At 71.3% G+C, this 14,886-nt stretch carries 15 protein-coding genes; 8 read left to right on the plus strand and 7 right to left on the minus strand.

Annotated features, from left to right (window positions below; genetic code table 11):
• Positions 1-86: 86 nt before the first annotated feature.
• Together ACIRVH_RS11875 and ACIRVH_RS11880 are read left to right on the plus strand one after the other, a co-directional pair.
• Positions 87-1,475: an aldehyde dehydrogenase family protein gene (locus ACIRVH_RS11875; RefSeq protein WP_403951194.1), complete on the plus strand. Its 1,389-nt coding sequence runs from the start codon at positions 87-89 to the stop codon at positions 1,473-1,475.
• A 15-nt stretch (positions 1,476-1,490) separates the two neighbouring features.
• Positions 1,491-2,573, plus strand: a complete 1,083-nt coding sequence (locus ACIRVH_RS11880; RefSeq protein WP_403951196.1) for a Zn-dependent alcohol dehydrogenase — start codon at positions 1,491-1,493, stop codon at positions 2,571-2,573.
• Positions 2,574-2,576: 3 nt separating this feature from the next.
• On the opposite strand, the gene ACIRVH_RS11885 is transcribed toward ACIRVH_RS11880, so the two are convergent.
• The 3 genes from ACIRVH_RS11885 to ACIRVH_RS11895 all read right to left on the minus strand — a co-directional run bounded on the left by ACIRVH_RS11885 (position 2,577) and on the right by ACIRVH_RS11895 (position 5,125).
• A complete protein-coding gene (locus ACIRVH_RS11885; RefSeq protein WP_403951199.1) occupies positions 2,577-3,509 on the minus strand; it encodes a DMT family transporter in 933 nt (310 codons plus the stop codon).
• Positions 3,510-3,723: 214 nt separating this feature from the next.
• On the minus strand, positions 3,724-4,437 hold the full coding sequence (locus tag ACIRVH_RS11890) for an ArsR/SmtB family transcription factor (RefSeq protein WP_403951201.1): 714 nt from the start codon (positions 4,435-4,437) through the stop codon (positions 3,724-3,726).
• Positions 4,438-4,483: 46 nt separating this feature from the next.
• Positions 4,484-5,125: a TetR/AcrR family transcriptional regulator gene (locus ACIRVH_RS11895; protein ID WP_403951202.1), complete on the minus strand. Its 642-nt coding sequence runs from the start codon at positions 5,123-5,125 to the stop codon at positions 4,484-4,486.
• A 90-nt stretch (positions 5,126-5,215) separates the two neighbouring features.
• Between ACIRVH_RS11895 and ACIRVH_RS11900 the strand changes: the two genes are divergently transcribed.
• The 3 genes from ACIRVH_RS11900 (at position 5,216) to ACIRVH_RS11910 (ending at position 7,432) form a co-directional block, all read left to right on the plus strand.
• On the plus strand, positions 5,216-6,367 hold the full coding sequence (locus ACIRVH_RS11900) for an acyl-CoA dehydrogenase family protein (protein ID WP_403951985.1): 1,152 nt from the start codon (positions 5,216-5,218) through the stop codon (positions 6,365-6,367).
• A gap of 60 nt (positions 6,368-6,427) precedes the next feature.
• The gene (locus ACIRVH_RS11905; protein WP_403951205.1) at positions 6,428-6,715 is read left to right on the plus strand and encodes a YiaA/YiaB family inner membrane protein; all 288 of its coding nucleotides are present in this window, start codon (positions 6,428-6,430) and stop codon (positions 6,713-6,715) included.
• 93 nt (positions 6,716-6,808) lie between these two features.
• Positions 6,809-7,432, plus strand: a complete 624-nt coding sequence (locus ACIRVH_RS11910; protein ID WP_403951207.1) for a TetR/AcrR family transcriptional regulator — start codon at positions 6,809-6,811, stop codon at positions 7,430-7,432.
• 19 nt (positions 7,433-7,451) lie between these two features.
• On the opposite strand, the gene ACIRVH_RS11915 is transcribed toward ACIRVH_RS11910, so the two are convergent.
• The gene (locus tag ACIRVH_RS11915) at positions 7,452-7,913 is read right to left on the minus strand and encodes a MaoC family dehydratase (protein ID WP_403951210.1); all 462 of its coding nucleotides are present in this window, start codon (positions 7,911-7,913) and stop codon (positions 7,452-7,454) included.
• 117 nt (positions 7,914-8,030) lie between these two features.
• Here ACIRVH_RS11915 and soxR point away from each other — a divergent pair, with 117 nt between their 5' ends.
• The gene (gene soxR, locus ACIRVH_RS11920; RefSeq protein ID WP_403951212.1) at positions 8,031-8,489 is read left to right on the plus strand and encodes a redox-sensitive transcriptional activator SoxR; all 459 of its coding nucleotides are present in this window, start codon (positions 8,031-8,033) and stop codon (positions 8,487-8,489) included.
• 3 nt (positions 8,490-8,492) lie between these two features.
• On the opposite strand, the gene ACIRVH_RS11925 is transcribed toward soxR, so the two are convergent.
• Complete coding sequence (locus tag ACIRVH_RS11925; RefSeq protein ID WP_403951214.1) at positions 8,493-9,560, minus strand: RNA ligase (ATP); 1,068 nt, start codon at positions 9,558-9,560, stop codon at positions 8,493-8,495.
• 150 nt (positions 9,561-9,710) lie between these two features.
• Here ACIRVH_RS11925 and ACIRVH_RS11930 point away from each other — a divergent pair, with 150 nt between their 5' ends.
• Positions 9,711-10,445, plus strand: a complete 735-nt coding sequence (locus tag ACIRVH_RS11930; protein WP_403951216.1) for a hypothetical protein — start codon at positions 9,711-9,713, stop codon at positions 10,443-10,445.
• On the opposite strand, the gene ACIRVH_RS11935 is transcribed toward ACIRVH_RS11930, so the two are convergent.
• Positions 10,415-11,119, minus strand: a complete 705-nt coding sequence (locus ACIRVH_RS11935) for a 3-keto-5-aminohexanoate cleavage protein (protein ID WP_403951218.1) — start codon at positions 11,117-11,119, stop codon at positions 10,415-10,417. The two genes, ACIRVH_RS11930 and ACIRVH_RS11935, sit on opposite strands and share 31 nt — an antisense overlap.
• A 100-nt stretch (positions 11,120-11,219) precedes the next feature.
• Positions 11,220-11,822 carry a hypothetical protein gene (locus ACIRVH_RS11940; protein ID WP_403951221.1) on the minus strand — a complete coding sequence of 201 codons (603 nt, stop codon included), beginning with the start codon at positions 11,820-11,822 and terminating at the stop codon, positions 11,220-11,222.
• A gap of 258 nt (positions 11,823-12,080) precedes the next feature.
• Here ACIRVH_RS11940 and ACIRVH_RS11945 point away from each other — a divergent pair, with 258 nt between their 5' ends.
• Complete coding sequence (locus tag ACIRVH_RS11945) at positions 12,081-14,870, plus strand: penicillin acylase family protein (protein ID WP_403951223.1); 2,790 nt, start codon at positions 12,081-12,083, stop codon at positions 14,868-14,870.
• Positions 14,871-14,886: the final 16 nt, after the last annotated feature.

Raw genomic sequence — 14,886 nt, forward strand, 5'->3', positions numbered from 1 at the left:
CGGGGACGTCCGGTCATGTATGGCGCCTGAAAACTAACGCCGCTAGTTTGTTGCCGGACGACGTAGCCCTGCCGGGAGGAAGCAGCATGAAGGCACATGACGGCCTGTACATCGACGGCGCCTGGCGCCCCGCCGAGGGCCGGGACGTGATCGAGGTCGTGAACCCGGCCGACGAGCAGGTCATCGGTCGGGTCCCGGCCGGGAGCGCCCTGGACGTGGACACCGCCGTACGCGCCGCACGCGCCGCCCTCCCGGCCTGGGCCGCCACACCCCCGGCGGAGCGGGCCGCGCGCCTGGCCGCGCTGCGGGACGCGCTCGTGGCCCGCAAGGACGAGATCGCCGAGACGGTCACCGCCGAACTGGGCGCCCCGCCGCAGTTCGCGCAGGCGGTCCACGCAGGCGTGCCGATCGCCGTCGCGGGCTCCTACGCCGACCTGGCCGCGGCCCACTCCTTCGAGGAGCGGGTCGGCAACTCCACCGTCCTGCACGAGCCGATCGGCGTCGTCGGCGCCATCACCCCCTGGAACTACCCGCTCCACCAGATCGTCGCCAAGGTCGCCCCCGCGCTCGCCGCCGGCTGCACCCTCGTCCTCAAGCCCGCCGAGGACACCCCGCTCACCGCCCAGCTCTTCGCGGAGGCGGTCCACGAGGCGGGCGTCCCGGCCGGTGTGTTCAACCTCGTCACCGGCCTCGGCCCGGTCGCCGGACAGGCGCTCGCCGAGCACCCGGGCGTCGACCTGGTCTCCTTCACCGGCTCCACCACGGTCGGCCGGCAGATCGGCGCGGTGGCCGGAGCGGCCGTCAAGAAGGTGGCGCTGGAGCTGGGGGGCAAGTCCGCCAACGTCATTCTGCCGAGCGCCGACCTCGCCAAGGCCGTCAGCGTCGGCGTCGCCAACGTCATGTCCAACTCCGGCCAGACGTGCAGCGCCTGGACCCGGATGCTGGTCCACCGCGACCGGTACGACGAGGCCGTCGAACTGGCCGCCGCGGCCGCCGCCAAGTACGGCGAGCGCATCGGACCGGTCGTCAGCGCCAAACAGCAGGCACGCGTGCGCGGTTACATCGAGAAGGGCGTCGCCGAGGGTGCCCGGCTGGTCGCCGGTGGCCCCGAATCCCCGCGCGAGAAGGGCTGCTTCGTCAGCCCGACGGTCTTCGCGGACGTCACCCCCGAGATGACGATCGCGCAGGAGGAGATCTTCGGCCCGGTCCTCACGATCCTCCGCTACGAGGACGAGGAGGACGCCCTGCGCATCGCCAACGGCACCGTCTACGGTCTCGCGGGTGCCGTCTGGGCCGGCGACGAGGCCGAGGCCGTCGCCTTCGCCCGCCGTATGGACACCGGTCAGGTCGACATCAACGGCGGCCGGTTCAACCCCCTCGCCCCCTTCGGGGGCTACAAGCAGTCCGGCGTCGGCCGGGAACTGGGCAGCCACGGGCTCGCCGAGTACCTCCAGACCAAGTCCCTCCAGTTCTAAGGAAGTCCACGCCCCATGGCCGTACGAGCCGCCGTCCTGCCCGCCATCGGCGCCCCGCTGAAGATCACCGACATCGAGCTGCCCGAGCCGGGCCCCGGACAGGTCCGCGTCCGCCTCGCCGCCGCCGGTGTCTGCCACTCCGACCTGTCGCTGTCCAACGGCACCCTGCGGGTACCGGTCCCGGTGGTCCTCGGCCACGAGGGCGCCGGAACGGTCGTGGCCGTGGGCGAGGGCGTCACCCACGTGTCGCCCGGCACCCCCGTGGTCCTCAACTGGGCACCGTCCTGCGGCACCTGCCACGCCTGCACGCTCGGCGAGGTCTGGCTGTGCGCCAACGCGCTGAACGGCGCCGCCGACGTCTATGCCCGCACCGCCGACGGCACCGACCTCCACCCCGGCCTGAACGTCGCCGCGTTCGCCGAGGAGACCGTCGTCGCCTCCTCCTGCGTGCTGCCCCTCCCGGAGGGTGTCCCGCTCACCGACGCGGCCCTCCTCGGCTGCGCCGTCCTCACCGGCTACGGCGCCGTCCACCACTCGGCCAGGGTCCGGCCGGACGAGACGGTCGCCGTGTTCGGCGTCGGGGGAGTGGGCCTGGCCACCCTCCAGTCCGCGCGCATCGCGGGGGCGTCGCGCATCGTCGCCGTCGACGTCTCCCCGGAGAAGGAGGAACTGGCCCGCGCCGCCGGTGCCACGGACTTCGTCCTCGCCTCCGACACCACCCCCCGCGAGATCCGCGCCCTCACCGACAAGCAGGGCGTCGACGTCTCCGTGGAGTGCGTGGGCCGCGCGGTCACCATCCGCGCCGCCTGGGAGTCCACCCGCCGGGGCGGCCGTACGACGGTCGTCGGCATCGGCGGCAAGGACCAGGAGGTGACCTTCAACGCCCTGGAGATCTTCCAGTGGGGCCGCACCCTGTCCGGCTGCGTCTACGGCAACTCCGACCCGGCCCGCGACCTGCCGGTGCTCGCCGAACATGTACGGGAGGGCCGGCTGGACCTCTCGGCCCTGGTCACCGAACGGATCGCCCTGGAGGGCATCCCGGCGGCCTTCGAGAACATGCTGGCGGGCAAGGGCGGCCGGTCCCTGGTGGTGTTCTGACGCTCAGCCGACCTTCTCGGGTCGCGGCTCCCCGGCCGCGACCCGCCGGGTCCGCCCGCGCACCCGGGACCGGGACACCGCCACGCCCGCGAGGCACAGCGTCCCGCCCACGAGCGTGAGCAGCCCCGGCACCTCGCCGAGCGCCAGCCACGACATCAGCACGACCAGGGCCGGAACGGCGTACGTCGTCGCGCCCATCCGGCTGGCGGTGGTGCGGGCGAGGGCGTAGGCCCAGGTGGTGAAGGCCAACGCGGTGGGAAAGACACCGAGATACACCATGTCGAGGGTGGCCGAGACCGGCGCGTGGGCCGCCTCCCGCACCAACTGTCCGGCGAACGGCAGGCAGACCACGGCACCGACGAGGCACCCGTAGGTCGTCACCTGCAGGGCACTTCCGTGCCCGAGGGCCGGCTTCTGTGCGACGACCCCGCCGGCGTAGGCCACCGCCGCGAGCAGACACAGCACCACCCCGAACACCGAGGATCCGCCCCCGGCCGACATCGACAGCCCCACGGTCACGGCACCGGCGAACGACACGGCCATCCCCGCCAGCAGCCGGGGCGGCATCGGATCGCCGAGCAGTCTGGCACCGAGCAGGGCTATCAGCAGCGGGCCCACGTTCACGACGAGAGCGGCGGTGCCCGCGTCCACCTGCTGCTCACCCCAGTTCAGGACCACCATGTAGAACCCGAACCACAGCACCCCGGACAGCCCGATGCCCCGCCACGCACTCCTGGGCGGCAACCCCTCCCGCCGTACGACACAGATGACGCCCAGCGCCACGACCCCCGCGACCAGCCGCCCGAGCGCGAGCGCACCCGGCGAGTAGGCGTCCCCCGCGGTCCGGATCGCCACGAAGGCGGAGGCCCAGAGCACGACGGAGACGACGGCTGCGGCGGTGGCGAGCAGCTGTTGACGTGGGGCGCTGTTCATCATGCTCCTGAGACTAGGCAGCGAAGGGGCTGCGAACTGGCGGGAATCGGACGGTGTCACCGGGTGGCCGCTGCGTACGGCATCCATGCAGCCGACGGGGCTGCAACTCCCCAGGGGCGCGGGACTGTGTCGACATGCGGCTCCGCCGCGTGGGCGCGACCAGCCCGCACACACCCGCACGCGGCACACCACACAACCCCCACCCCCGTAGCCGAACTCAACCCAACCCCGCCGCCTCGACACCGAGCAACTCAAATAGCGCCCGCTCCCCCGACGGAGTCACCTTCACGGCCCGCTCGGAGCCGATACGCACGCACCAGCCCACATCCATCGCGTGCCGGCACAGCGCCGCCCCCGCCACCCCCGCGAGATGAGGCCGCCGCTCGGTCCAGTCCAGGCACGCTCGGGCCAGCGGACGCCGGGTCGACCGGTCGAGGGAGATTCCCGCCGTACCGAACCACTCCACCCCCGCGTCCGTCAGCGCGAACCCGGTGTCCTGCCGAAGCAGCCCACGCGACGTCAGGGCATCGGTGACCGCGATCCCGAGCCGCCCGGCGAGATGGTCGTAACAGGTACGGCCGCGAGCCATCGCGGAGCGGGCGCTCGACTCCCGCAGGGTGCGGGCCGTCTGCCGTACCGCAGCCGCGGGCACCTGTGCGGCGAGGTCCTCGACGAGCTGTGCCACGCGGGCGTCGGCCAGCCGGACGTACCGGTGCCGGCCCTGCCGTTCCTCGGTCAGCAGTCCGCCCCCGACCAGCTTGCCCAGGTGCTCGCTCAGTGTGGACGCGGCGACCCCGGCATGCCGGGCCAGTTCCCCGGCGGTCCAGGCCCGCCCGTCCAGCAGCGCGAGCAGGCACGCGGCCCGGGTCTCGTCGGCGACCAGCGAGGCGAGCGCGGCGAGGCCGGCGGCCTGGGAGTCCTTGGTGGTCATGGCTTCAGCATGCGGCACCGACACTTCGGCGCCGGCCGAAGTGTCCTCACACGCTCTGTCGTACCTGTTCGTACTGCTGCGCCAGCCCGTCCAGCAGCGCGCTCAGCCCCGTCTCGAAGGCCCGCTCGTCGATCTTCTCCTGCTGTTCGGCGAGCAGGTGCGCCTGCCCGAGGTGGGGATAGTCGGCGGGGTCGTACGCGCTCGCGTCGTCCACGAAGCCCCCGGCGAACGAGCCGAGCGCGGAGCCCATGATGAAGTACCGCATCAGCGCGCCGATGGACGTGGCCTGCGACGGCGGCCAGCCCGCCGCGACCATCGCGCCGTACACGGCGTCGGCGAGCCGCAGCGCTGCGGGGCGGCGCCCGGGCCCGCGGGCGAGGACCGGGACGATGTTCGGATGGTCGCGCAGAGCGGCGCGGTAGGAGATCGCCCAGTCGTGCAGCGCGGTCCGCCAGTCCCGGACGTTCTCGAACATCGACAGGTCCACCAGACCGCTCACCGAGTCGGCGACCGCCTCCAGGATCTCGTCCTTGGTGCGGAAGTGGTTGTAGAGCGAGGGCCCGCTGACCCCCAGCTCGGCGGCGAGCCGTCGGGTGGAGACGGCCGCGAGGCCCTCCGCGTCCACGAGTTCCCGTGCCGTCTCGACGATCCGGTCGGTGCTGAGGAGGGGCTTGCGCGGTCGGGCCATGGCGCACATAGTAGGGCTGCGAGAGGAAACTAGCAGTGCTAATTTAAATGTCCGGCTTTCAAGATCCATCTGGTGTGGGGTGATCTCGTGGTGAACCTGGGGCTCAGTGCGGAGCAGACCGCGGTACGGCAGCTCGCCCGGGACTTCGTGGAGCGCGAGGTCGCCCCGCACGTGGTCGCCTGGGACCGGGCCGAAGAGGTCGACCGGGGCATCGTGAAGAAACTCGGCGAGGTCGGCTTCCTCGGTCTGACCGTCGGCGAGGAGTACGGCGGCTCGGGCGGCGACCATCTCGCGTACTGCCTGGTCACCGAGGAGCTGGGCCGCGGGGACTCCTCGGTCCGCGGCATCGTCTCCGTGTCCCTGGGCCTGGTCGCCAAGTCGATCGCTGCTTGGGGGAGCGAGGAGCAGAAGCGGCGCTGGCTGCCGGGCCTGACCGCGGGTGAGTACGTCGGCTGCTTCGGCCTCACCGAGCCCGGTACCGGCTCCGACGCGGGCAACCTCACCACCCGCGCGGTGCGCGACGGCGAAACCTACGTCCTCAACGGCACCAAGATGTTCATCACGAACGGCACCTGGGCCGACGTCGTCCTGCTCTTCGCCCGCTCCACGGACGCCCCCGGACACAAGGGCGTCTCCGCCTTCCTGGTGCCCGCCGACACCCCCGGACTGACCCGCCGCGCCATCCACGGAAAGCTCGGCCTGCGCGGCCAGGCCACCGCCGAACTGGTCCTCGAGGACGTCCGGGTGCCCGCCTCCGCGCTGCTCGGCGAGGAGGGCAAGGGCTTCTCCGTCGCCATGTCAGCGCTGGCCAAGGGGCGGATGTCGGTGGCGGCGGGCTGTGTCGGCATAGCCCAGGCCGCCCTGGACGCGGCCGTGCGGTACGCCGGTGAGCGCGAGCAGTTCGGCAGGTCCATCGCCCAGCACCAGCTGGTGCAGGAGCTGATCAGCGACATCGCCGTCGACGTGGACGCGGCCCGGCTGCTCACCTGGCGGGTCGCCGACCTCGTCGACCGCGGGCAGCCGTTCGCCGTCGAGTCCTCCAAGGCCAAGCTGTTCGCCTCCGAGGCGGCCGTCCGCGCCGCCAACAACGCCCTTCAGGTCTTCGGCGGCTACGGCTACATCGACGAGTACCCGGCCGGCAAACTCCTGCGCGACGCCCGCGTGATGACCCTCTACGAGGGCACCACCCAGATCCAGAAGCTGCTCATCGGCCGGGCGCTCACCGGGGTCTCCGCCTTCTGAGTACGCTCCTGAGTACTTCGGCGGATGTGGCGCGGGCCACGTCCGCCGATCCTTGCTCCCATGAGTGACACACCCGTCAAACAGCAGAACACGGCCGCCTACTACGGCCAGGCCGTCGCCTCCTTCTCGGTCGCCATGGCGGCCACCGCCATCGGTATCTTCCGGCTGGACGCCGACGTCTGGGTGCGGGCCTTCCTGGCCATCGCCGTGCTCTATCTCGTCACGTCCGCCTTCACGCTCGCCAAGGTGATCCGGGACCGCCAGGAGGCAGGGCAGATCGTCAGCCGCGTCGACCAGGCCCGCCTGGAGAAGCTGCTCGCCGAGCACGACCCCTTCGAGAAGCTGTGAAAAGCGCGGGCAAGCTCTGAGCGGGCGCTCTAAGCGAGCGCTCACCTTCGGCGGTATGGTGGTGCTCCTGTCACGGAGAGGGGCGAGCAAGCGATGAGTACGGCGGAGGAGACGGCCGGCGGCGAGGTCGAGCCGTGGGAAGAGGTCACCCCTGACGCGGCCCGGCGACTGCTGGTCGCCGCCGTGGAGGCCTTCGCCGAGCGCGGCTACCACGCGACGACGACCCGCGACATCGCGGGTCGCGCCGGCATGAGCCCGGCCGCGCTCTACATCCACTACAAGACCAAGGAAGAGCTGCTCCACCGGATCAGCCGGATCGGCCACGACAAGGCCCTGGACATCCTGCGGACGGCGGCCCGGCGCGAGGGCACGGCCGCGGAGCGGCTCGCCGACGCCGTCAGCTCCTTCGTCCGCTGGCACGCCGGGCGGCGCACCACCGCGCGGGTCGTGCAGTACGAACTCGAAGCGCTCGGCCCCGAGGCCCGCGCCGAGATCGTCGCGCTGCGCCGCGAGGTGGACGCCGAGGTGCGCGGGATCATCGAGGACGGTGTGGCCTCCGGTGAGTTCGACGTGCTCGACGTGAAGGGCACCACCCTCGCCGTGCTGTCGTTGTGCATCGACGTGGCCCGCTGGTTCACCCTGGACGGTCCGCGCACCCCCGAGGAGGTCGGCGCACTGTACGCCGACCTCGTGCTGCGGATGGTGGGCGCCGGGTAGGGCGCCCACCAGTGGAGACTCAGAAGTAGTACCGGGACACCGACTCCGCGACGCAGACCGGCTTGTCGCCGCCCTCGCGCTCGACGGTGAAGGCGACGGCCACCTGGACACCGCCCGGGACGTCCTCGACACCGGTGATCGTCGCGGTGGCGCGCAGCCGGGAGCCGACGGGGACGGGGGAGGGGAAGCGGACCTTGTTGGTCCCGTAGTTGACGCCCATCCGCACGCCCTCGACCTTGATGAGCTGCGGCCCGAAGAGCGGGAGCAGCGACAGCGTCAGGTAGCCGTGGGCGATGGTGGTCTTGAACGGTCCCGCCGCGGCCTTCTCCGGGTCCACGTGGATCCACTGGTGGTCCCCGGTGGCCTCCGCGAACAGGTCGATCCGCTTCTGGTCGATCTCCAGCCAGTCCGTGTGGCCCAGCTGCTCGCCCACCGCGCCCTTCAGCTCGTCGGGGGAGGTGAAGGTCCTCGGTTCTGCCATGTTCCCGGCCTCTCGCTCGCATGTCTAAGCAACTGCTTAGCATGCTCGGGTGCGGGGGTGATGTCAACGGATACCGGCCCGACCGGTCGGATGGTGTCTGTCGGTAGTCTCTGAGGAGTGCCCCAGATTCCCGAGAAGATCCACGAGCTGACCGTCGGCCAGTTGTCCGCGCGCAGCGGCGCCGCCGTCTCCGCCCTGCACTTCTACGAGTCCAAGGGGCTCATCACCAGCCGCCGCACCTCCGGAAACCAGCGCCGCTACGCCCGCGACACACTGCGCCGCGTCGCCTTCGTCCGCGCGGCCCAGCGGGTCGGCATCCCGCTGGCGACCATCCGCGAGGCCCTTGCACAACTCCCCGAGGAACGCACCCCGACCCGCGAGGACTGGGCCCGCCTGTCCGAGGCGTGGCGCTCCGAGCTGGACGAACGCATCAAGCAGCTCAACCGCCTCCGCGACCACCTCACCGACTGCATCGGCTGCGGCTGCCTGTCCTTGGACACGTGCGTCCTGTCCAACCCGGACGATGCGTTCGGCGAGCGGAGGGCGGGGTCGCGGCTGATGGCCGAGGGTCGCTGAGACCTACTCGTACTCGGTCCCGCCCTTACGCGTCAGGTAGGCCGGGCTGACGGCCTTCGCGATCGCCCGACCCCCGGTCACCCCGCTGTACCGCTCCACGAGGGGCCGTATCACCACGCCCTCCCGCAGATGCAGCCCCCGCCCGGACACCGTCTCCCGCCCGCTCGCGACCTCCAGCACCCGCTCGATGTCGTACGGCCCCGAGAACAGCCGAGGCACCAACGGCAGCTCGTCGCCGAGGACTTCGGCCGCGTCCAGCCAGCGCACCGTGCCGTCGATCTCGGCGGAGACGTCGAACACCGCGTACCCCAGCGTCTCCCGCCGCCCGTCGGCCCCGTACGTCAGGTCCTGCACCCCGGCCCCGTACACCTCGCCGAAGATACCGACCCGGCGCGCCCCCAGCCGCCCGGCGAGCCGGGCCGCGACCTCGGCGACGCCGTGTCCGTGCACCGCCCGCCAGTACAGATTGCGTGGATCCTCCTTCAGGGCGAGGGACTTGGCGCCGAAGCCCTTGGAGGAGACGTGCACCCGGTCCTCGTCGGCGAGATACGTCAGCAGGCAGGCCGAGCCGTGCAGCTTCTCGGTCAGGACCACATCCTCGCCCGCTGTAAAGATGTCCGGAAACCGCTGGATGTTCTCGATGTCCACCCAGGGCAGCAGATCGGGCGCGGACTCGACGTCCCCGTCCATCGTGGGCGGGATCGGCGGCACCCACTTGGTGATGTCCAGCCGTTCGGCGAAGTCGGTCCCCTCGGCCGCGGCCCGCGCCAGATCCACGTCCGCCAGCGCCTTCGGCCGGCACACGATGCCCTGCGACAGCTCACCCCGCAGCCGTACCGCCTTGACCCGGTTGGCGTCGCCGCCCGCCAGCCGTCCGGTCAGCCCCAGCTCCTCGATCAGCCCCGGCGGGAGCACGGACTGCTCGGGGATGTAGACGGCGGCCTCACCGGTGCGGTACGCACCCTTGGCGACGACGGCCCGGTACAGGCCCACCTGGGCCAACTCGAGGGCATCGGCGTTCGGATGCTCGTGGACGGTCAGCACTTCGGCGGTGACGCGCAGCGTCGACATCTGGGGACTCCTCGGTTCCTCAGCTCGGTTTCATCGACACCCACTCTCCGTACGGGAAAGGGGTGGAGCGACCGGATTAGAGGCTGGTAACGTCCCGCTCTTCGGCCGGCGGCGACGCCCGGCACGGAGTACCGAACGGGGCCGACTCCCATGCCCACGCCCGACCTTGCCGCCGCCCTCGCGGACATCGATACGGTCTTCAACGGCTTCGCGAGCCCGGACGAGACCGGCTGCAGCCGGTGCCACCTGCCCGAGGAGATCGCGTATCTGCGCGCGCCGTACGTCCGCATGCCCGTCGACGTGGTGCGGAGGTATCTCTTCGAGGTGTCCGACCACTTCGACAACCACGCGGCCTCGATGCGCCGCCTGCTCCCGCAGGCCGCACGGGCGATGGCCGACGGCACCCTCGGCACGATCGGCTACGGCTGCCACGGGCTGAGCCGGGTGGACTGGCGCTCCTGGCCGGCCGAGCAGTCCGCGGCGATCGATGCCTTCCTGCGCGCCTGGTGGCAGGACGCCCTGACGACCGTCGAACCGCCCTACCTCATCGAGGACATCTTCGACACCTGTGTCACGATCGCGCAGAGCGTGACTCCGTTCCTCGACGCCTGGCCCCGCGGACCGGTCGCCGACACCCACCTCATCCACTGCGCCGGCGTGTGGCTCTACGACCTGCTCTCCGACAACTCCCCCTTTTCCTGGTGGTACGACGACAGCGAGGATGCGGGCCTCGCCGAGCTGCGTACCTGGCTGGCCGGCCCCGGCGCCGTCCGCCTGCACGCCCTCGGCGAGTACGACCTCGCCGTCCGCTGCGAACTCCTGGCCCTGCCCTACGACGACCGCTGGACGCACTCCTACTGGGACAGCGCCTCTCCCACCAACTGAGCGTTGGAACGGGCCCGTTCACCGTCCGGCAGGACCAGGGTGTCCTCCAGGCCGATGCGGATGGCCAGGCCCAGCCGTCCGGCCAGACGCAGCACCGGCCAGGTACCGCCCTCTTCGCCGTGCAGCAGCACCGGGCGGCCGTGGGCCTCGCCCAGCTCGGCCAGCAGGGCCAGCGCCGACGCCTCCGCCGTCGCCGGGTCCGGGTCGGTCACCTCCGCGAGCACCCGCAGCACCCTCGGTCCGAGCGGCGAGACCGCGAACCGGGCCGCTCCGTCGGTGCCGGACCGGATGCCCGCCTCCACACCGACACCCCGGGCGAGCAGGTGCTCGGCCACCTCCTCGGCGCCGGGCTCATGCCAGTTGACCGAGGCGAAGTCGGGCAGCGCCGACCAGCTGCGCACCCGGTCGAGCCGGGCGGCCGGGTCGGGCTCGGCCCAGGCGCCGGTGGTCACCCCGACCGGCGCCGGTGCCCGCGCCCGTATCGCTTCCAGCGTCGCGGTGAGCACCCGTGGGGACAGACTGTCGTGCCCGCACGGTGTCTTGGGGTGGACGTGGATCTCCGTGGCGCCGGCCGCGACGGCTTCGGCGGCGGACCGTGCCAAGTCCTCGGGGGACAGCGGCACACACGCGCCGTCCACGGCCGAGCGGCGGCCGTTGAGACACACCTGCATCATGAGTCGATGGTGCCGGACGCCACTGACCGTGCCCAACGGCGCGTCCCGGCAAGGGGTGCGGCATCCCCCTGCGCACCCCCCGGTTCCACCCCCCTGCCGATCAGGCCGAGATCAGCAGCTGTCCCCGTCCGGCACACCCCAGCGTCTGGGGCGTGAGCACGGGCCGGGGCACGAGAATCCCGCAGTCCGTGCAGACCGGACCGGACGAGGGCTCGTGGTCCAGGTCGTACTTCCACACGAGGCGCTCACCGGAACACACCGGGCAGGCCGAGCCCGGTTCCCGCTCCAGCGCGGCGATCAGCCGGCGCAGCACCTCGGCCAGCGGCTCGTCGGGGTGGACCCGCGGGTCGTCGCACCAGGCGACCCCGAACCCGCCCCAGGTCAGCCGGTGCCAGTCGTCCACGGTGCCCGGCCGGCGCAGCCCGTCGTGCTTCTCCTTCTTGCGGCGCTCGGCGAACTCGCCCTCATAGGTGAGCCAGACCTCGCGCGCCTCCTCCAGCTCCTCCAGTGCGGCCACGAGCCGCACCGGGTCGGGGGAGCGGTCCTCCGGACCGAAACCGGCCCGGGAGCACAAGTGGTCCCAGGTCGCCCGATGCCCGTAAGGAGCGAACCGCTCCAGGCACTTACGCAGTGAGTAGCGCCGCAGTGCCAGATCACACCGCGGATCGCGCACCTGTCTCGCCAGACTTCGGAATCCGGCCATCGCCCTGCACCTCCGTCACACCTGCGTCCGCACTTCGGTCACTTCGGCGTCGCCGTACGGCTTTCGCGCGACGTCGCCGAGTAGACGTATCGACACGCGATCCGGCTCCATCCGATTTCCGATGCCCTCCCATAAGGCGCCCCGGGTTGACCGCCGGGCGCACCGGTCTTCGTGACTCCAAAACTTGACGCATGTTCATCTTCAATCCCGGGGATACCGGCGGTAACGTCCGGCCCACCCCCGTCGGGAGGAGCTGCCATGCCACGGCGCACCCCACGCAACGTGTTGTTCGACAAACTGAGAACTCCCCGCAGGCTCACCGGGTTCCTGAAGACGGCATCCGTATGCGTTCTCATCGCGGGAGTCCTTTCCCCGCTCACCCAGGCAGCGGCAGCGGAGAGCGCCACGGCCTCGAACGACTACTGCGGCGGCCAGTGTTCGGACATCCTGCCGCCGGGCGAGAACGGCAACGCCACCCTCGCCCAGATCCTGCTCAACCAGGCCTTCGGCGTCCAGCCCTCCCACGCCGAGGACCAGCTCGGCCCGTACGCCAACCTGGCGACCGGCTACTCGGGGCTCACCGACGCGAAGATCAACACCTTCTTCAACGACGCCTCCTTCGGCGTCCCTTCCGACCAGGTCGCCTCCACCGAGAAGCCGGCCGGGCGCAGCGACGTGACGATCGTCCGTGACAAGAAGGCCGGTGTGCCGCACATCACAGGCACCACCCGGTACGGCACCGAGTTCGGCGCCGGGTACGCGGCCGCCGAGGACCGGCTGTGGCTGATGGACGTCTTCCGGCACGTGGGCCGCGGCCAGCTGACCACCTTCGCCGGCGGCGCGGCCGCCAACCAGGGCCTGGAGCAGCAGTTCTACCGCAACGCGCCGTACACCGAGGCCGACCTGCAGGCGCAGATCGACAACGCCGTGGCGAACAACGGCGCCCGCGGCCAGCAGGCCCTCGCCGACGCCAACGCCTATCTCGCCGGCATCAACTCCTACATCGACGCCTCCGACAGCGGCCGCTACTTCCCCGGCGAGTACGTCCTGACCGGCCACAAGGACTCCATCACCAACGCCGGCACCATAGACCACTTCAAGATCACCGACCTGGTCGCGCTCGGCTCCGTCGTGGGCTCGCTGTTCGGCTCCGGCGGGGGCGGTGAGGTCGACAACGCGCTCTCCCTGATCGCCGCCCAGTCCAAGTACGGCGTGGCGGAGGGCACCAAGGTCTGGGAGTCCTTCCGCGAGCGCAACGACGCCGAGGCCGTCCTGACCGTCCACAACGGCGAGAGCTTCCCCTACGCGTCCAAGCCCGACGACCCCCAGGGCGAGGCCCTGCCCGACCCCGGCTCGGTGACCCAGGAACCGCTGGTCTACGACCGCACGGGCAGCGCCGCCACCGCGAGCGCGACCGGCGCCTCCACCGCGGCGGCCAGGACCACCCTCGGCTCGGCCAGGCGTGGCATGTCGAACGCCCTCGTGGTCGGCGGCAAGTACACCGCCAGTGGCCACCCCATCGCCGTCTTCGGGCCGCAGACCGGCTACTTCGCCCCGCAGCTGCTCATGCTCCAGGAGATCCAGGGCCCGGGCATCAGCGCCCGCGGCGCCTCCTTCGCGGGCCTGAGCATGTACGTCGAGCTGGGCCGCGGTCAGGACTACTCCTGGAGCGCGACCACCTCGGGCCAGGACATCATCGACACCTACGCCGTCGAGCTGTGCCAGGACGACCACCACTACCTGTACCACGGCACCTGCACCGCGATGGACGAGGTCGAGCAGAAGAACGCCTGGAAGCCGACGACCGCCGACGGGACCGCGGCGGGGTCGTACACCATGCGGGTGTGGCGGACGAAGTACGGCCCGGTCGAGTACCGCGCCACCGTCGGCGGCAAGAAGGTCGCCTACACCACGCTGCGCTCCTCCTACCTGCACGAGGCCGACTCGATCATCGGCTTCCAGATGCTGAACGACCCCGACTACGTCAAGAGCCCGCAGACCTTCCAGAGCGCGGCGCAGCACATCAACTACACCTTCAACTGGTTCTACGCCGACTCCCAGCACACCGCGTACTACAACAGCGGCGACAACCCGGTCCGGGCGAGCGGCGTCGACGCCGAGTTCCCGGTGTGGGCGCAGCCGGCGTACGAGTGGAGGAACTGGGACCCGGCCACCAACACGGCTGACTACACCCCGGCCTCCACGCACCCCAACTCGGTCGACCAGGACTACTACGTCTCCTGGAACAACAAGCAGGCCAAGGACTACACGACCGCGTCCTGGGGCGACGGGTCGGTGCACCGCGGCAACCTGCTCGAGGACCGGGTGAAGAAGCTGGTCGCGGCCGGCGGGGTGACCCGCACCAAGCTGGTGCAGGCCATGGCGGACGCGGCGCTCGCCGACCTGCGCGCCGAGGACGTGCTGCCCAAGCTGCTCAAGGTGATCAACTCCTCCCCGGTGACCGACTCCACGGCCGCGGACGCGGTGAACAAGCTCCAGGCGTGGGTGACCGCGGGCGCCAGGCGCACCGAGACCTCGGCGGGTTCGAAGGCGTACGCCAACGCCGACGCGATCCGCATCCTGGACGCCTGGTGGCCGCTGCTGGTGAAGGCGGAGTTCGAGCCCGGCCTGGGCAGCGACCTGTACACCGCGTTCACCGACAACCTGCCCGTGGACGAGGCCCCGTCCGCCGGGCACGGCCCGACCGGCTCGCACGCCGGAAGCTCCTTCCAGTACGGCTGGTGGAGCTATGTCGACAAGGACATCCGGTCGGTGCTCGGTGAGTCCGTGCAGGGCCCGCTCGCCCATCAGTACTGCGGCGGCGGCAGCCTCAGCGCCTGCCGGGACAGCCTGATCGGTACCCTGAAGCAGGCGGCGGGGCTGACCGCCGCCCAGGTCTACCCGGGCGACGACCAGTGCTCGGCCGGCGACCAGTGGTGCGCCGACTCGATCGTCCAGCGCACCCTGGGCGGCATCAAGCACGGCAAGATCAGCTGGCAGAACCGGCCGACCTTCCAGCAGGTCGTGGAGTACACGTCACACCGGTGACGTCCGAACGGCGGCG

The sequence above is a fragment of the Streptomyces sp. NPDC101165 genome, from assembly GCF_044768135.1.
GTDB lineage: Bacteria > Actinomycetota > Actinomycetes > Streptomycetales > Streptomycetaceae > Streptomyces.

Coding starts and splice junctions, on each gene's coding strand:
- ACIRVH_RS11875 (WP_403951194.1), top strand. CDS start 87: ATGAAGGCACATGACGGCCTGTACATCGACGGCGCCTGGCGCCCCGCC.
- ACIRVH_RS11880 (WP_403951196.1), top strand. CDS start 1,491: ATGGCCGTACGAGCCGCCGTCCTGCCCGCCATCGGCGCCCCGCTGAAG.
- ACIRVH_RS11885 (WP_403951199.1), bottom strand. CDS start 3,509: ATGATGAACAGCGCCCCACGTCAACAGCTGCTCGCCACCGCCGCAGCC.
- ACIRVH_RS11890 (WP_403951201.1), bottom strand. CDS start 4,437: ATGACCACCAAGGACTCCCAGGCCGCCGGCCTCGCCGCGCTCGCCTCG.
- ACIRVH_RS11895 (WP_403951202.1), bottom strand. CDS start 5,125: ATGGCCCGACCGCGCAAGCCCCTCCTCAGCACCGACCGGATCGTCGAG.
- ACIRVH_RS11905 (WP_403951205.1), top strand. CDS start 6,428: ATGAGTGACACACCCGTCAAACAGCAGAACACGGCCGCCTACTACGGC.
- ACIRVH_RS11910 (WP_403951207.1), top strand. CDS start 6,809: ATGAGTACGGCGGAGGAGACGGCCGGCGGCGAGGTCGAGCCGTGGGAA.
- ACIRVH_RS11915 (WP_403951210.1), bottom strand. CDS start 7,913: ATGGCAGAACCGAGGACCTTCACCTCCCCCGACGAGCTGAAGGGCGCG.
- ACIRVH_RS11925 (WP_403951214.1), bottom strand. CDS start 9,560: ATGTCGACGCTGCGCGTCACCGCCGAAGTGCTGACCGTCCACGAGCAT.
- ACIRVH_RS11930 (WP_403951216.1), top strand. CDS start 9,711: ATGCCCACGCCCGACCTTGCCGCCGCCCTCGCGGACATCGATACGGTC.
- ACIRVH_RS11935 (WP_403951218.1), bottom strand. CDS start 11,119: ATGATGCAGGTGTGTCTCAACGGCCGCCGCTCGGCCGTGGACGGCGCG.
- ACIRVH_RS11940 (WP_403951221.1), bottom strand. CDS start 11,822: ATGGCCGGATTCCGAAGTCTGGCGAGACAGGTGCGCGATCCGCGGTGT.
- ACIRVH_RS11945 (WP_403951223.1), top strand. CDS start 12,081: ATGCCACGGCGCACCCCACGCAACGTGTTGTTCGACAAACTGAGAACT.